This is a genomic window from Massilia putida (assembly GCF_001941825.1).
GTDB classification, from domain to species: domain Bacteria; phylum Pseudomonadota; class Gammaproteobacteria; order Burkholderiales; family Burkholderiaceae_D; genus Telluria; species Telluria putida.
In genome coordinates this window covers 4,952,395-4,966,696 of sequence record NZ_CP019038.1, presented here as the reverse complement: position 1 = coordinate 4,966,696, position 14,302 = coordinate 4,952,395, and the positions used below count along the sequence as shown (strand labels likewise).

The following is a 14,302-nucleotide window of genomic DNA, read 5'->3' as shown; positions in this document are numbered from 1 at the left end:
ATCAAAAGCGCGGCAGGTTGGCAAACGGCAGCACGCCGCCGGTCACGCGCATGCGGCCCAGTTCCGCGCAGCGGTTCAAGGTCGGGATGGCCTTGTTCGGATTGAGGAGCAGGCCCGGATCGAAGGCGCGTTTCACCGTGAAGAACGCGTCGAGCTCTTTCGCGCCGAACTGCACGCACATCGAATCGATCTTCTCCACGCCCACGCCGTGTTCGCCGGTGATGGTGCCGCCCACTTCCACGCACAGCGCGAGGATGGCGGCGCCGAAGGCTTCGGCGCGATCGAGTTCTCCCGGCTGGTTGGCGTCGAACAGGATCAGCGGATGCATATTGCCGTCGCCCGCGTGAAAGACGTTCGCGCAGCGCAGGCCGAACGTCGTCTCCATCTCTTCGATGCGCGCCAGCACGTGCGCGAGCTGCTTGCGCGGGATGGTCCCGTCCATGCAGTAATAGTCGGGCGAGATGCGGCCCGCGGCCGGGAACGCGTTCTTGCGGCCGGACCAGAAGCGCAGGCGCTCGGCCTCGCTCTGCGACACCGTGATCGCGCTGGCGCCGGCCTCGCGCAGCACCTCCGTCATGCGCGCGATTTCTTCCGCCACTTCGAGCGCGGTGCCGTCCGCCTCGCACAGCAGGATGGCGGCCGCGTCGAGGTCGTAGCCCGCCTTCACGAACGGTTCGACCATGCGCGACGACGTGCGGTCCATCATCTCCAGGCCGGCCGGGATGATGCCGGCCGCGATCACGCTGGCGACGGCATTGCCGCCCGTCGCCACGTCGTCGAACGAGGCCATGATCACCTGCGCCTGCGCCGGTTTCGGTACCAGTTTGACGGTCACTTCGGTGACGATGCCCAGCATGCCTTCCGAGCCGATGAACACGGCCAGCAGGTCGAGGCCGGGCGCGTCGAGGGCGTCGCCGCCGAGTTCGATGACGTCGCCTTCGATCGTGCAGACGCGCACGCGCAGCACGTTGTGCACGGTGAGGCCGTACTTCAGGCAGTGCACGCCGCCCGAGTTCTCGGCCACGTTGCCGCCAATCGTGCAGGCGATCTGCGACGACGGGTCGGGTGCGTAGTACAGGTTGAACGGCGCCGCCGCTTCCGAGATCGCGAGATTGCGCACGCCCGGCTGCGCGACGGCCGTGCGCGCATACGGTTCCACGCGCAGGATGCGGTTCAGGCGCGCGGTCGAGATCACGACGCCGTCCGCCAGCGGCTGCGCCCCGCCCGACAGGCCCGTGCCCGCGCCGCGCGGCACGATGGGCACGTTCAGGTCGCGGCAGACCTTCAGGATGGCGAGCACCTGCGCCTCGTCGTCGGGCAGGGTCACGACCATCGGCAGCTGGCGATAGGCAGCCAGGCCATCGCATTCGTAAGGACGGGTGTCTTCGGGATCGGCGAGGACGGCGCGTGCCGGGAGCACGGCGCGCAGGACGGCGGCGACCTGCTGCCTGCGCTCGGGATCGACTGGAATCGAGGGAATCATGGAACGATTGTAAGCACAATCTTCGGGATTTGGCGTATGCTCCGCCTATCTTTTTTCGTGGGCAGGATATAAGCATGGGCAATCGACTTTCGAAGATCGCGACCCGCACGGGCGACGACGGCAGCACCGGCCTCGGCGACGGCAGCCGCACCGGTAAAGACAGCGCGCGCATCGCGGCGCTGGGCGACGTCGACGAGCTGAATTCCTTCGTCGGCCTGCTGCTGTGCGAAGACATGCCGGGCGACCTGCGCGAGGAACTCGTCACGGTCCAGCACGACCTGTTCGACCTGGGCGGCGAGCTGTGCATCCCCGGCTACCAGTTGATCAAGGACGAGCAAGTGGCGCGCCTCGACGCCCTGCTCGACAAATACAATGCCGACCTGCCGATGCTGAAGGAATTCATCCTGCCGGCCGGCTCGCGCGCGGCGTCGCTCGCGCACGTGTGCCGCACCGTGTGCCGCCGCGCCGAGCGCGCCATCGTCACCTTGTCCAAGCTCGAGACCATCAATGCGCAGCCGCGCCAGTACGTGAATCGCCTGTCGGACCTGATGTTCGTGCTGGCGCGCGTGCTGAACCGCCATGCGGGCGGCAGCGACGTGCTGTGGCAGCACGAACGCAAGCGCACCTGACGGAGCGCGGATGACGGCAACCTTCGACGTCCGCTTCCACGCCGGCCGCGCCAACTGGCCGGCAAATCCGTTCCACTTCCAGGGCAAGGGCCAGGTCGCCATCGAGCCGGACTTCGTGCTCGTGCGCGGCATCAGCCACCGCTCGTTCCGCTTCCCCGTGCGCGCCGAACACCGGCTGCGCATGGTCGACATCGTCAACGTCCACACGGACGGCGAGGACGTGCACTTCCACGTGCTCGGCGTGCGCGAGAACCAGGCCGTCGGCTTTTCCGCGCCGGACGCCGCGACGGCGCAACGGATCGCCGCGCTGCTGCCCGCGCGCCGCACCGAGGCCTTCGCCATCGCCCACGCGGAGCGCAACGACTTCCACGACCGCATCGATTACTGGAGCCCGTCCACGCCCGTGCTGTGGACCTTGCTGGTCCTGAACATCGGCATCTACTTCCTCATGTGGCTCGTGCGCCGCAGCCTGCCCGGCGGCGCGATGGGATCGATGCTGGGCTGGGGCTGGAATTCGAATTACGATGCGCTGCTGCGCTCGGTGCAGCTGGTCGACTGGGGCTCGAACGTCGGTCCCAGAACACTGAACGGGGAGTGGTGGCGCCTCGTCACGTCGCTGTTCCTGCACGGGAGCATCCTGCACCTGGCGTTCAACATGCTCGCGCTATGGCAGGTCGGGCAGCTCGTCGAGCGCCTGTTCGGCAGCATGCGCTTCATCGCGCTGTACATGATCGCGGGCGTGTGCGGCAGCGTCGCCAGCGTGATGTGGAATCCGCACGTGAACAGCGTGGGCGCGTCCGGTGCGATCTTCGGCATCGTGGGCGGCCTGTTCGCCTTCATGCAGCGCGAGAACAGCGGCGTGCCGCCCACCGTCGTGCAGGACTTGCGCGGCTCGCTGTTGCCGTTTTTGGTGTTCAACCTGGCGGCGGGCTTCTTGTATCCCCACACGGACAACGCGGCGCATATCGGGGGTCTCATCGGCGGCTGGCTGGCCGGGCACCTGCTGGCGCGCTCGCTGCACGTGCCGCAGCAAGGAAGAACGACATGAACGACGACTTCATCGGCATCTACGACGGCGCGCTCACGCCCGAGGAATGCGCGCACATTCTGCAGCGCTTCGAAGCCAGCGACAAGCTCGCGCGGGGCCGCACGGGCACGGGTGTCGACGTGTCTAAAAAGGACAGCTGGGACATCACCATCAGCCAGCACAAGGAATGGCACGACGTCTGCAACGTCATGGCGACGGCCGTGCGGCGCCATCTGGCGCAGTACATGGACCGCTACCGCGCCCTGCTGCTGGGCGCCCTCGCGCCGACGGTGGCGCATCCCGCCACGGGCCAGCCGGTGGCGCTCGCGCTGGACAACTTCGACGAATGCGGCCGCCCGCACCTGGACGCGCTGATCCAGGCGATGTACCGCTGCGGCGCGATCAATCTGCAGAAATACCTGCGCGGCAGCGGCGGCTACCACCACTGGCATTCCGAGATCTATCCGCAGAACGCCAGCTGCGACACGCTGCACCGCGTGCTGCTGTTCCAGTTCTACCTGAACGACGTGGCGGACGGCGGCGAGACGGAATTCCTGTACCAGGGCCGCAAGGTCGAGGCGCGCCAGGGCCGGCTGATCATCGCGCCTGCCGGTTTTACGCATACCCATAGAGGCCATGTGGCGGCGAGCGGCGACAAATACGTGGCCACGTCGTGGATCCTGTACCGCCGCGCCGAGGAGCTGTTTTCGTAGGCATCTCGCGACGCGCCAGCCGTAGGGTGGGCTCCCTGAGCCCACGCGCGACGTATGCGGACCGCCCGCGCCCGCGTGGGCACGGATGCCCACCCTACGCGATTCAGATATTGTTGACCACCAGGCGCGGCTCGCCGATGCCGAAGCGTTCACGGATCGATGCGCCGATGCCGTGCGCATCCAGGCCGACGGACGCCAGCAGCAGCGCCGGGTCGCCATGGTCGATGAAGCGGTCGGGCAGGCCCAGGATCAGCAAGGGCTTGACGAGGCCTTCGGCGGCGAGGGCCTCGGCCACGGCCGAACCGGCGCCGCCCATCGTGCACCCCTCTTCCACCGTCACCAGGTAGTCGTGGTCGCACGCCAGCTGTTTCACCAGGTCGACGTCCAGCGGCTTCACGAAGCGCATGTCGGCGACGGTCGCGTTCAAGCCTTCGGCGGCGCCTAGGCTCGGCGCCACCATCGAGCCGAAGGCGAGGATCGCGACGCCCTTGCCTTCACGGCGGACGACGCCCTTGCCGATGTCGAGGACGTCGAGCGCCGGATCGATGGCCGCGCCGACGCCCGCGCCGCGCGGATAGCGCACGGCGGCCGGGCCTTCGTGGCGGTAGGCCGTGGTCAGCATCTTGCGGCACTCGTTCTCGTCCGACGGCGCCATCACGACCATGTTCGGGATGCAGCGCAGGTAGGCGATGTCGTAGTTGCCGGCGTGCGTGGCGCCGTCGGCGCCGACGAGGCCCGCGCGGTCCAGCGCGAACGTCACGTCCAGGTTCTGCAGCGCCACGTCGTGGATCAGCTGGTCGTAGCCGCGCTGCAGGAAGGTCGAGTAGATCGCGACGACCGGCTTCATGCCCTCCGTCGCCAGGCCGGCGCCGAACGTCACCGAGTGCTGCTCGGCGATGCCGACGTCGAAGTAGCGGTCCGGGTACTCGGCGTTGAAGCGCACCATGCCCGAGCCTTCGCGCATCGCCGGCGTGATGCCGACCAGGCGTTTATCGACGGACGCCATGTCGCACAGCCAGTTGCCGAATACCTCGGTGTACGTGATCTTCGATGCCTTGGCCGGCTTGATGCCTTCGCTCGGATTGAACTTGCCGGTGCCGTGGTACAGGATCGGTTCGGCCTCGGCCAGCTTGTAGCCCTGGCCCTTCTTCGTCACGACGTGCAGGAATTGCGGGCCCTTCAGGCGCTTGATGTTTTCCAGCGTCGGGATCAGCGAATCGAGGTCGTGGCCGTCGATGGGGCCGATGTAGTTGAAGCCGAATTCCTCGAACATCGTGGCCGGGACGACCATGCCTTTCGCGTGCTCTTCCAGCTTCTTCGCCAGTTCCAGCATGGGCGCGGGCAGCATCGTCTTGCCGACGTTCTTGGCGGCCGCGTAGAACTGGCCCGACATCAGGCGCGCCAGGTAGCGGTTCAGCGCGCCGACCGGCGGCGAGATCGACATGTCGTTGTCGTTCAGGACGACGAGCAGGTCGACGTCGTCCTCGACGCCCGCGTTGTTCAAGGCCTCGAACGCCATGCCGGCGGTCATGGAGCCGTCGCCGATGACGGCGATGGCCTTGCGCTTTTCACCCTTGATCTTGGCCGCCTGCGCCATGCCGAGGGCCGCCGAGATCGACGTCGACGAGTGCGCCGTGCCGAACGTGTCGTACTCGCTTTCGTCGCGCTTGGGGAAGCCGGACAGGCCGTTCAGCTGGCGCAGCGTGGGCATGCGGTCGCGCCGGCCCGTGAGGATCTTGTGCGAATAAGTCTGGTGGCCGACGTCCCACACGATGCGGTCTTCCGGCGTGTTGAACACGTAGTGCAGCGCGATCGTCAGCTCGACGGTGCCGAGGTTGGACGACAGGTGGCCGCCCGTCTTGGACACGGAATCCAGCAGGAACTGGCGCAGTTCATTGGCCAGCGGCGTGAGCTGGGTCCGCGGCAGCTTGCGCAGGTCGGCCGGGTAGTTGATGGTATCTAGCAGTTTCATTTATGCCTTCCGCTGCACGATCAGGTCCGCGATCTCGCGCAGCCGCAGTGCTTGTTCTCCGAACGGCGCCAGCGCGTCGTGCGCCTGCTGCCGCAATTGTCCGGCCAGCGCCTTCGACGGCTCCAGCCCCAGAATCGACACATAGGTCGGCTTGTTGTCCGCCGCGTCCTTGCCGGCCGTCTTGCCCAGCGTGGCCGAGTCCTCGGTCGCATCGAGGACGTCGTCCACGACCTGGAACGCGAGGCCGATCGCGCGCGAGTACGCGCCCAAGGCTTCCAGCTCGTGCGGCGCGAGGTCGCGGCCGGCCAGGGCGCCCAGCAGCACGGACACGCGCAGCATCGCGCCCGTTTTCAGTTGGTGCATGCGCTCCAGCTGTTCGAGCGTGAGGCTGAGGCCGACGCTGTCCAGGTCGATCGCCTGGCCGCCGCACATGCCGGCGGATCCGGCCGCCTCGGCCAGCAGGCGCACCATCGTCACGAGGCGCGCGGGCGGGACGGTGGTGGTTCCGGCCAGCACGTCGAAGGCCTGGGCCTGCAGCGCGTCGCCGACGAGCAGCGCCGTCGCTTCGTCGTAGGCGACGTGCACGGTCGGTTTGCCGCGGCGCAGGGCGTCGTCGTCCATGCACGGCATGTCGTCGTGCACGAGCGAATACGCATGGATCATTTCGACGGCACAGGCGCTGCGCGCCAGCGCGTCGGCATCGGCACCGAACAGGGCGCCGCTCGCGTGCACGAGCAGCGGACGCACGCGCTTGCCGCCGCCCAGCACCGTGTAGCGCATCGCTTCGTGCAGCTTGGCCGGCACCTGAGTGGCTGGAGGCAGGAAGCGGTCGAGGGCGGATTCGGCATCCGCCTGCACGGCCTTCATCCAGGCCTGGAACTCCTGGGGCGCGCTCATACGTCGTCCTCGCCGTCGGTGCTGAACGGTTTCAGCATCTCGCCTTCCAGCACTTTGACCTGGGATTCGACCTTTTCCAGCTGGACCGCGCAATAGCGCACGAGCTCGGAACCGCGTGCATACGCCGCGACCGAGGCTTCCAAGGGCAATTGCCCACTTTCCATTTGCGTCACGAGTTGGGCCAGTTCGGCCATCGCCTGCTCGAAGGATTCGGGCGGGTTCGCGGCGGCCGGCGCAGCGGCGCTCTCCGCGTTTGTTTTATTTGGCATAATGAGTTTGATCGATTCGGGGCCGGGCCGCGCCACGCGCAACCTGTGCGCGGCGCGCCAGTCTAATCGCTTATTTTAAACAATCCTGTTTCGACACGAACGGTGCGCCTGTCGCCGCCAACTTGCAAGCAAGGATACATTTTATCGCAAAGCGCCTCGGGATTCATGAAAACGATGCCGTTTAGGCAATTTTTGAACACCCACGTACCACAATCCCGCGCAGGTCCGGGACTGGAGGGCCCTTTACAGGCTATAATCTCCGGTTCTGTCTCCGAAATACCGTATTCTGCTCTTTAAAGGAGCGAGAACTCCAAATAAGCGGCAGCACTGTTGGTCGGGATGCGACGCCTCAAGCGCGGCCGCTCGACCACGTTGCAGCGCGCGCTGGATGTCTCGATGCTCCCCTGAAAATACTGGTTCTCGGATTCTTTCTCTTCTTTGGCTGAAATCTGTGTAAAGGGGGGTTGGGATGTCCGATCTGGCTACCCACGCCAAGCTGGCGCGTTCGCTCGCCCAGCTTCCGGTAAATGTTTATTTCGACGAAGCGCTGTTGCAGCGCGAATTGCAGCAATTGTTTCTCAAGGGGCCCCGCTACGTCGGGCACGAGTTGATGGTGCCCGAGGCGGGCGATTTCGCGACCCTGAAATCGGAGAACGAGGGTCGCATGCTGGTGCGCAACGCGCACGGCATCGAATTGCTGTCGAACGTGTGTCGCCACCGCCAGGCGCTGATGTTCAATGGCCGCGGCAACGCCAAGAACATCGTCTGCCCCCTGCACCGCTGGACCTACGACCTCAAGGGCGAACTGATCGGCGCGCCGCATTTCGCGGACACGCCCTGCCTGAACCTGTCCAAAACGCCGTTGCAGAACTGGAACGGCCTGCTGTTCGAACAGAACGGCTACGACGTGATGGACAAGCTGGGCAAGCTGTCGGTGACGAAGGACCTGGATTTCTCGGGCTATATGTTCGACCACGTCGAGGTGCACGACTGCGACTACAACTGGAAGACCTTCATCGAGGTCTACCTGGAGGATTACCACGTCGAGCCGTTCCACCCGGGCCTGGGCAACTTCGTCAGCTGCGACGACCTGCGCTGGGAATTCGGGCCGGGCTACAGCGTCCAGACCGTCGGCGTGCATCGCGGCCTGCAGAAGTCCGGCTCGCCGGCGTATAAAAAATGGCAGGAACAGGTCCTCAAGTTCCACAACGGCCAGGCACCGAAGTATGGCGCGATCTGGCTGACCCTGTATCCGAACATCATGGTCGAGTGGTATCCGAACGTGCTCGTCGTGTCGACCTTGTGGCCGCTGGGTCCGCAAAAGACGCGCAACGTGGTCGAGTTCTACTATCCGGAGGAATTCGTCCTCTTCGAGCGCGAATTCGTCGACGCGGAGCGTGCCGCCTACATGGAAACATGCGTCGAGGACGACGAGATCGCCCTGCGCATGGACGCCGGCCGCAAGGCGCTGATGGAGCGCGGCGTCACCGAGGCGGGTCCGTACCAGTCGCCGATGGAAGACGGCATGCAGCATTTCCACGAGTGGTATCGCAGCAAGCTCGACAATATTCCTCCGGGGATGTGATGGTTAATCACTGATGGCGCCACTCTGGATGTTGTTCGCCAGCTTCTTGTTCGCCGCCATGGGCGCGTGCGTGAAGCTGGCTTCCTCACTCTACTCGACCTCGGAAATCGTGATGTACCGGGGTTTCATCGGCGGCCTTCTGCTGTTCCCGATGATCCGCCTGCAGGGCGGTTCGTTCAAGACACCCTTCCCCAAAGAACACCTGTGGCGCAGCGTCGTCGGCGTCCTCTCGCTGTGGCTGTGGTTCTACGCGATCGCGAAACTGCCGCTGGCCACCGCCGTCACCCTCAACTACATGGCGCCGATCTGGCTCGCCACGTATATGTTCTTCATCGGCTGGTGGCGCGGCAAGGGCTTGCCCGAGTGGCCGCTGGCCCTCGCGATCACGATGAGTTTCGTCGGCGTCACGCTCGTGCTGCGGCCGGCCGTCGCGACCCACGAATGGATCGGCGGCCTGGTCGCCATCGCCTCGTCCGTGATCGCCGCGATGGCGTATATGCAGGTGCGCCGCCTGGGCCAGATGGGCGAACCGGAATACCGCGTCGTGTTCTATTTTTCCGTCACGATGGGCCTCGCCGGGCTCGTCGGCTCGCTGCTCGGCAACGGCATGAGCACGTTCCGCCCGCAATCCTGGCACGGCATGGGCCTGCTGCTGGGCATCGCCGCCAGCGGCCTGTTCGCGCAGATCGCGATGACGCGCGCCTACCGCATCGGCAAGGTGCTCGTCGTCGCCAACCTGCAGTACACGGGCATCGTCTTTTCCAGCCTGTGGGGCATGGTGCTGTGGGGCGACGTCTTCGACTGGCACGTCTGGCTGGGCATGGGGGTGATCCTCGCCTCGGGGATCGCCGCGACGTTCTACAATACGACGCGCACGGCGCGCGGCGCCGTCGTCAAGGAAACCGACCCCATCGCCAGCGAATAAAGGAGTGCCATGTCCAGCTACACGACCCTGATCGAACCCGCCGCACTGGCAGCGCACGTGAATGACCCCAAGTGGGTCGTCGTCGACTGCCGCCACGACCTCATGAACCTCGCCGCCGGCCGCGCAGCCTATGCGGCCGGCCACATCCCGGGCGCCGTCTTCGCCGACATGGAGACGGAACTGTCGGGCGCCAAGCGCGACGCGGCCGGGAACTTCCGCGGCCGCCATCCGCTGCCGGAGAAGGACGCGTTCATCGAACTGCTGCGTGGCTGGGGTGTGAACGACGATTCCCAGGTCGTCGCGTACGACGCGCACGGCGGCATGTACGCCGCGCGCCTGTGGTGGATGCTGCGCTGGGTCGGCATTGAGGCCGTCGCCGTGCTGGATGGCGGCTTGCCCGCGTGGCAGGCTGCGGGGCAGCCCGTCGTCACCGATGCCCCGGCCCCGCGCGCGCGCGGTGGCGTCTCTGCCCGCCCGGCCCTCGTGACCACGGTCGACGTGGACGCGATCCTGCACAACGTGGAACACGGCGGCAAGACCATCGTCGACGCGCGCGCCCCGGACCGCTTCCGCGGCGAGAACGAGACCATCGACCCGGTCGGCGGCCATATCCCGGGCGCGAAGAACCGCTTTTTCAAGGACAATCTGCAGGCCGACGGCCGCTTCAAGACGCCGGATCAGCTGAAGGCGGAGCTGGGGGTGGCGGTGGGCGATCCGAAGAACGCCATCATGCAATGCGGCTCCGGCGTGACGGCCTGCCACAACCTGCTCGCGCTGGAAGTGGCCGGGATGACGGGTGCGGCGCTGTACCCGGGATCGTGGAGCGAGTGGACGGCGGATCCGAAGCGCGCGGTGGCGACGGGCGCCGCGTAAGTCTGGGCACGACGGCGCCGGACGGCGCCGTTTTCATGTCAATGACTGAAGTCGTACGGGGCGGGCAACACGTCCGCCAGCGTGAACAACACGACGGTCAAGACCAGCGCCATGAGCACGTAGCCGAAGCGCGCCGGCTTGTCGCGCAGTACCACGACCAGTTGATTCAGCAGCCTTGCCATGCTCCCCTCCGTTCAGGTTACGGCTCAGCATAGGACGCATGGAATCGCCCTGTCAACTGGCAGGCGCGGCGATCCGTATCTTAATGGCCCTGCGTCAGGAAAAGCACGATCACGACACCGAGTCCGATCAACAGCACCTGTGGAATGGAGTCGCGCACGGTGGCCCGGCGTTGCATCTGCGGCATCAGGTCGCTGACGGCGATGTAGATGAAGCCCGACGACGCGAACACCAGCACGTAGGGGATCAGGTTGCTGGCGCGGTCCAAGGTCGCATAACCGAGTATGCCGCCCAGCACGGCCAAGAGGCTGCACAGCAGATTGAAGATATAGGCCCGCACGCGCGAGAAGCCGGCGTTCAGCAGCACGATGAAATCGCCGATCTCCTGCGGGATCTCGTGGGCGATGATGGCCACGCCCGTGACGATGCCCAGCTGCGGATTGGCCAGGAAGGCCGCCGCGATCAGGATGCCGTCCGTGAAGTTGTGCATGCCGTCGCCGATCAGGATCATCCAGCCCGCGCGTCCCGCCTGCATGGCGTCGTGGCCGTGCGCGTGATGGTGCCCGTCGCCCTCGTGGTGATGCGAATGGCGCAGCAGCGCCACCTTCTCGAGCAGGAAGAACGCGAGCAGGCCGCCGAGCAGGGTGGCGAACAGCGCATGCGTATCGGCCTTCGATTCGAACGCTTCCGGCAGCGCGTGCAGCAGCGAGGTCGAGAGCATGATGCCGACCGACAGGCTGACCATGCGTTCGACGACTTTCGCCAGCAAGGTAAAGGAAAACACCGCGGCGGCCGTGATGCTGACCACGCCCGCCAGGCCGGTGGCCAGCAGGATGGAGATGAGAATCGGATCGATGGTGAAGCCTCTTGTTGTTCTTGACGCGCGCGCATATCCCCTGCGGACGCAAACCGCTGATTGTACCTCCCTGGCGTGATGCCGTCAGCCGACGCCGTGTTCGCGGAACCAGGCGAGCGCGCGGGCGAAGCCGTCGCGGGCATCCTTCGCGTTGTAGGTCGGGCGGTAGTCGGCGTAAAAGGCGTGGCCGGCGTCGGGATAGACGACGATCGCGGAATCGCTCGTTCCCGTGCCCAGGGCGGCCGTCATTCGTTCGACCGTGTCGACTGGAATACCGGTGTCCCTGGCGCCGTACAGGCCGAGCACGGGCACGGTGAGCGTCGGCGCGATGTCGATGGGGTGGAACGGCTGGCCCGGAGGATTCGGGTCGGCCACCAGCTTGCCGTACCACGCCACGGCCGCCTTCACGCGCGGATTGTGCGCCGCGTACAGCCATGTCATGCGCCCGCCCCAGCAAAAACCGTTGATGCCGAGACGCCCGGCGTCGCCGCCGTTTTTTTCGGCCCAGGCCACGCAGGCGTCGATGTCGCCCATCACCTGGGCGTCCGGGACCTTGCGGACGATGTGCGCCATCAGCGTCGGTATGTCGGGGATGGTGGACGGATCGCCCTGCCGCACGAACAGATCGGGCGCCAGCGCCAGGTAGCCCTGTTTCGCGAAGCGGCGCGCCACGTCGGCGATGTGCTCGTGCAGGCCGAAGATCTCGGACACGACGATCATCACGGGCAGCTTGTCCTGCCCGGCCGGGCGGGCATGGTAGACGGGGACTTCCTGGCCGCCGACCGTCAGCTTGATCGTGCCCGTGGCCAGGCCTTCGGTGTCGGTGCGGATCACGGATTGGGCCGCGATGGGCTGCGCGGCCGCCGCAAAGCCGCTTGCGTTGTCGTTCATTTGCATCTTTCGTTCGCTGATGACAGGCTTGCTATCTTAGCAGCGCCATCCGCGACACGCTTGCCAAGCCGTACGGCGCCGGCACGCCGTACGGCAGCCGATGCTTACGGCGTCAGCGTGAAGTCGACCTTGGCCGCATTGGCCGTCGAGATGTCGACGGCGTCGATCGCCTTGGTCGTGTAACCCGTGCCGCTTGCCTCGACGCGGTACTTGCCGGCGCCCGGCAGCACCGTCGTCGCGGTCGCGAACGTCAGGGGCAGGGTCGCGCTGTAGGCCGCGTAACGGGGCGCCGCGACCGGCAGGTTCGCGATCGTGTAGGCACCGGTCGAGAGGTCGGCGCCGGCGTACTTGACGGTCACGGTCGGTCCGGCCGCGAACGTCTGTTTGGCCGACACGTACGCGGCCTCGGTGGCGTTCGCCGGCAGGGTCACGGTGCCCGCGATCGAACCCATCGTGCTGGCGGGCAAGTCGAGCGGCGCCGCCGCGGCGCTCACGACCGTGCTGCCGCTGGCCGCCACCGGCACCGCGCCGACCACGCCGGCCGCATGGCCGTCGGCGGTGATCACGACGTCGTAATTGCCGACCGCCAGGTGCGACAGGAAGAACTCGCCGGTCGTCGCATTCGGCACCGTGGATGCGATCACGACGCCGTTCTGCTGCGCGGACACGGTCACGTGGCTGCCCAGCAGCGACGTCGCGACGACGCCGGAAATGCCGACGGCCGCCGTCGGCACCACTTTCACGACGGGTTTCAACAGGTAACGCCCCTTCCCTTGCGTGACCACGGACTTGCACGCGTCGAAGTCGAGCACCAGGTCGACCTGCTGGCCGGCCGCGACGTCGAATTCGTTGGCCAGCTTGATGCCGCTCTGGGTGGCGCTCGGCGTCGTCAGGGCCTGTTCGGTGCCGCCCGTCGGCACGACGGTGTTGGCGTTCGCATCCAGCACCAGGCGCAGCTGCGAGTAGTGGCCGGCCGCCAGCGGCGTCTGGCCCAGGGTGTCGAGCACGCCGTTGGTCAGGTTCAGCAGGTTGATCTTGCGGGCCGGATTCAGGGTGATGTCGGTCCAGCCCCCGTCCGTGTCGCTCGCGCTGGCGCTGGCGTTGACGCGGATCTTGTTGACGGTGACGTTGACGGCATCGAAGCCGCAGGCCGGCGCATCGGTCAGCGCGACGCTCAAGGTGCCGGTGGACGCCGTCGTCGTCGGCGCCGGCGTGCCCGATCCGCCGCCGCCGCCGCATGCGACGAGGGACGTTGCGATCAGAACGCTGCCTGCGAGCAGCCCAGCTTGGTGGAATGTGTTGTTCATGTGGTTGCCTTTATGGATGCCCGTCTCATCACGGACGGTCAGCCCAATTTACATGCCCAATGGAAATTTTTATGTTAAGCAACGCACATTGAAACGTCTGCTTACAGATGTAGCATTTTGTTGTCGCGTAAATACGACCGTTCGATAAGCATAAATCATGAACGAGATATGTTTCACAACATAATATGCCTGCGTATCCTCCATGGCAGCCCTCCGACCATGCAAGGATCCGTCATGAATACCGCCACCCCGAACCGCGTTACCGTCAAGGGCATGCAGATCCACGTGGAAGAACAAGGCGCCGGCAAGCCGCTCGTGCTGCTGCACGGCGGGATCATGGCCACCGAGGCATTCGGCCGAACATCGCCGCGCTGCCGGCGAACGCAGGCCGGCGCCATCCGGGCGCGGACGATGCTGGTGTTCGCGGATGCGGATGCGATCACGCCGGACCACATCGCCGAGTGTTATCGCGCCCTCGGCGGCGGCCAGCGCGACGCGGGGATGGACGGCTCGCTGCGCGCCGCGGCATGCCTGGCCGTCGTGCCCGGGACGACGCATTACGACATCCTGGGGACGACGGCCGTCGCGCGGCTGGTGGAGGAATTCCTGAAGGCGTAGGGCGGGGTGATTGAGCCGGGGGCATCAATCACGTGCCCGCCATGAGTTACCGCGACGCATGCATTTGGTGGGCACGG

Annotated in this window: 15 protein-coding genes; 7 read left to right on the top strand and 8 right to left on the bottom strand. The window is 66.2% G+C overall.

Translation table 11 applies throughout. From position 1 onward, the window contains the following. Position 1 precedes the first annotated feature (1 nt). Positions 2-1,483, bottom strand: a complete 1,482-nt coding sequence (locus BVG12_RS24290; RefSeq protein WP_075794631.1) for an FAD-linked oxidase C-terminal domain-containing protein — start codon at positions 1,481-1,483, stop codon at positions 2-4. A 74-nt stretch (positions 1,484-1,557) separates the two neighbouring features. Here BVG12_RS24290 and BVG12_RS24285 point away from each other — a divergent pair, with 74 nt between their 5' ends. The 3 genes from BVG12_RS24285 to BVG12_RS24275 are packed head-to-tail and all read left to right on the top strand — an operon-like array spanning position 1,558 to position 3,852. Continuing rightward, positions 1,558-2,112, top strand: coding sequence for a cob(I)yrinic acid a,c-diamide adenosyltransferase (locus BVG12_RS24285; RefSeq protein WP_075794630.1), 555 nt, complete (start codon positions 1,558-1,560; stop codon positions 2,110-2,112). A gap of 10 nt (positions 2,113-2,122) precedes the next feature. Next, positions 2,123-3,160: a rhomboid family intramembrane serine protease gene (locus tag BVG12_RS24280; protein WP_075794629.1), complete on the top strand. Its 1,038-nt coding sequence runs from the start codon at positions 2,123-2,125 to the stop codon at positions 3,158-3,160. Beyond that, entirely contained in the window at positions 3,157-3,852 is a 696-nt protein-coding gene (locus tag BVG12_RS24275) for a 2OG-Fe(II) oxygenase (protein ID WP_075794628.1), read from the top strand. Before BVG12_RS24280 ends, BVG12_RS24275 begins: the two co-directional genes overlap by 4 nt. Before the next feature lie 103 nt (positions 3,853-3,955). Here the strand turns inward: BVG12_RS24275 and dxs are convergent, their stop codons facing one another. Genes dxs through BVG12_RS24260 form a run of 3 tightly spaced genes read right to left on the bottom strand, consistent with a single transcriptional unit; the run spans position 3,956 to position 6,990 of the window. Then, positions 3,956-5,824 carry a 1-deoxy-D-xylulose-5-phosphate synthase gene (gene dxs / locus BVG12_RS24270; protein WP_075794627.1) on the bottom strand — a complete coding sequence of 623 codons (1,869 nt, stop codon included), beginning with the start codon at positions 5,822-5,824 and terminating at the stop codon, positions 3,956-3,958. Further along, positions 5,825-6,721: a polyprenyl synthetase family protein gene (locus BVG12_RS24265; protein ID WP_075794626.1), complete on the bottom strand. Its 897-nt coding sequence runs from the start codon at positions 6,719-6,721 to the stop codon at positions 5,825-5,827. Beyond that, on the bottom strand, positions 6,718-6,990 hold the full coding sequence (locus tag BVG12_RS24260) for an exodeoxyribonuclease VII small subunit (protein WP_075796533.1): 273 nt from the start codon (positions 6,988-6,990) through the stop codon (positions 6,718-6,720). The genes BVG12_RS24265 and BVG12_RS24260 overlap by 4 nt, the downstream gene beginning before the upstream one ends. A gap of 469 nt (positions 6,991-7,459) precedes the next feature. Here BVG12_RS24260 and BVG12_RS24255 point away from each other — a divergent pair, with 469 nt between their 5' ends. The 3 genes from BVG12_RS24255 to BVG12_RS24245 are packed head-to-tail and all read left to right on the top strand — an operon-like array spanning position 7,460 to position 10,373. After that, the gene (locus BVG12_RS24255; protein WP_075794625.1) at positions 7,460-8,575 is read left to right on the top strand and encodes an aromatic ring-hydroxylating oxygenase subunit alpha; all 1,116 of its coding nucleotides are present in this window, start codon (positions 7,460-7,462) and stop codon (positions 8,573-8,575) included. A 13-nt stretch (positions 8,576-8,588) separates the two neighbouring features. Next, the gene (locus tag BVG12_RS24250; protein ID WP_075794624.1) at positions 8,589-9,500 is read left to right on the top strand and encodes a DMT family transporter; all 912 of its coding nucleotides are present in this window, start codon (positions 8,589-8,591) and stop codon (positions 9,498-9,500) included. Positions 9,501-9,509: 9 nt separating this feature from the next. After that, the gene (locus tag BVG12_RS24245; protein ID WP_075794623.1) at positions 9,510-10,373 is read left to right on the top strand and encodes a sulfurtransferase; all 864 of its coding nucleotides are present in this window, start codon (positions 9,510-9,512) and stop codon (positions 10,371-10,373) included. Between the two features lie 38 nt (positions 10,374-10,411). Here the strand turns inward: BVG12_RS24245 and BVG12_RS34230 are convergent, their stop codons facing one another. The 4 genes from BVG12_RS34230 to BVG12_RS24230 form a co-directional block, all read right to left on the bottom strand. Continuing rightward, positions 10,412-10,555: a hypothetical protein gene (locus BVG12_RS34230; RefSeq protein WP_156895721.1), complete on the bottom strand. Its 144-nt coding sequence runs from the start codon at positions 10,553-10,555 to the stop codon at positions 10,412-10,414. Positions 10,556-10,635: 80 nt separating this feature from the next. Then, positions 10,636-11,337 carry a ZIP family metal transporter gene (locus tag BVG12_RS24240; RefSeq protein WP_156895879.1) on the bottom strand — a complete coding sequence of 234 codons (702 nt, stop codon included), beginning with the start codon at positions 11,335-11,337 and terminating at the stop codon, positions 10,636-10,638. 156 nt (positions 11,338-11,493) lie between these two features. After that, a complete protein-coding gene (locus BVG12_RS24235; RefSeq protein ID WP_075794621.1) occupies positions 11,494-12,300 on the bottom strand; it encodes a dienelactone hydrolase family protein in 807 nt (268 codons plus the stop codon). A gap of 104 nt (positions 12,301-12,404) precedes the next feature. After that, on the bottom strand, positions 12,405-13,607 hold the full coding sequence (locus BVG12_RS24230; RefSeq protein ID WP_075794620.1) for a DUF4382 domain-containing protein: 1,203 nt from the start codon (positions 13,605-13,607) through the stop codon (positions 12,405-12,407). Between the two features lie 234 nt (positions 13,608-13,841). On the opposite strand from BVG12_RS24230, the gene BVG12_RS24225 reads away from it, so the two are divergent. Next, positions 13,842-14,225 (top strand): alpha/beta fold hydrolase, encoded by a 384-nt coding sequence (locus BVG12_RS24225; protein ID WP_075794619.1) that lies wholly within the window; start codon positions 13,842-13,844, stop codon positions 14,223-14,225. Positions 14,226-14,302 lie beyond the last annotated feature (77 nt).